We start from the raw sequence: 640 nt of genomic DNA on the forward strand, positions 1-640 counted from the left end.
CATATTCCCGCATTTTTTACGTCTGATAAATAAGAGTTTTTATAGCGTTTTAACCATGGTAAATGAAAAATATTTCGTTTTTATGAGCATATGGGGTAAACAAAGTGCGTGACAGTTTGAGCAAGGATGAGGAGCAAAAGATGGATGATTATGAGAAGTTTGCAACTGGCTTATTGATTGTTTTTGGGGCGCTGATTATTGGTGGTTTAATGGCAATGCATATCGTGCTCATGAATAAACCGGGTTTTTTATTTGCATTAACAGCAGCTAGCGCTGGTTGGTTTTCTGCGTTTGCAGTTCTCTTTGATAAGCCCAAAGTTTATTTGGGATTGATTATTCTTGCTATGTTGTGTGTTGCTTCCTCAATTAGTATTTACGTTAGTTAACATGCGTGAAGCGCTGGTTGAGTTCTCTTTAAAATTATAAGGATAAGGAAAAGAAATGAAAATTGGCTTTTTGGGAACTGGTAAAATCAGTGCTTCAATGGTTGATGGCTTAATGATGAGCGTTTTTGATGTTTCTTCCATTATCATTTCACCACGCAATGCGCAAATAGCAGCGCGCCTTTCGCACAATTATAATAAGGTTAGGATTGCTGAAAACAACCAAGCGTTGATGGATGTTAGTGATTGTGTGTTTC

2 protein-coding genes are annotated in these 640 nt (G+C 37.2%); both read left to right on the top strand.

Going from position 1 to position 640, the window contains the following annotated elements:
* Nucleotides 1–140 precede the first annotated feature (140 nt).
* A complete protein-coding gene (locus tag ACFIK8_RS12050) occupies nucleotides 141–386 on the top strand; it encodes a hypothetical protein (protein WP_375669566.1) in 246 nt (81 codons plus the stop codon).
* 55 nt (nucleotides 387–441) lie between these two features.
* On the top strand, nucleotides 442–640 hold a 199-nt coding region (locus tag ACFIK8_RS12055; RefSeq protein WP_375669565.1), incomplete at its 3' end, for an NAD(P)-binding domain-containing protein.

It is taken from the genome of Bartonella sp. MR168JLCBS (assembly GCF_042194175.1).

Bases quoted from the DNA above. Each gene is read 5' to 3' on its own strand.
- ACFIK8_RS12050 (WP_375669566.1), top strand. From the start codon at position 141: ATGGATGATTATGAGAAGTTTGCAACTGGCTTATTGATTGTTTTTGGG.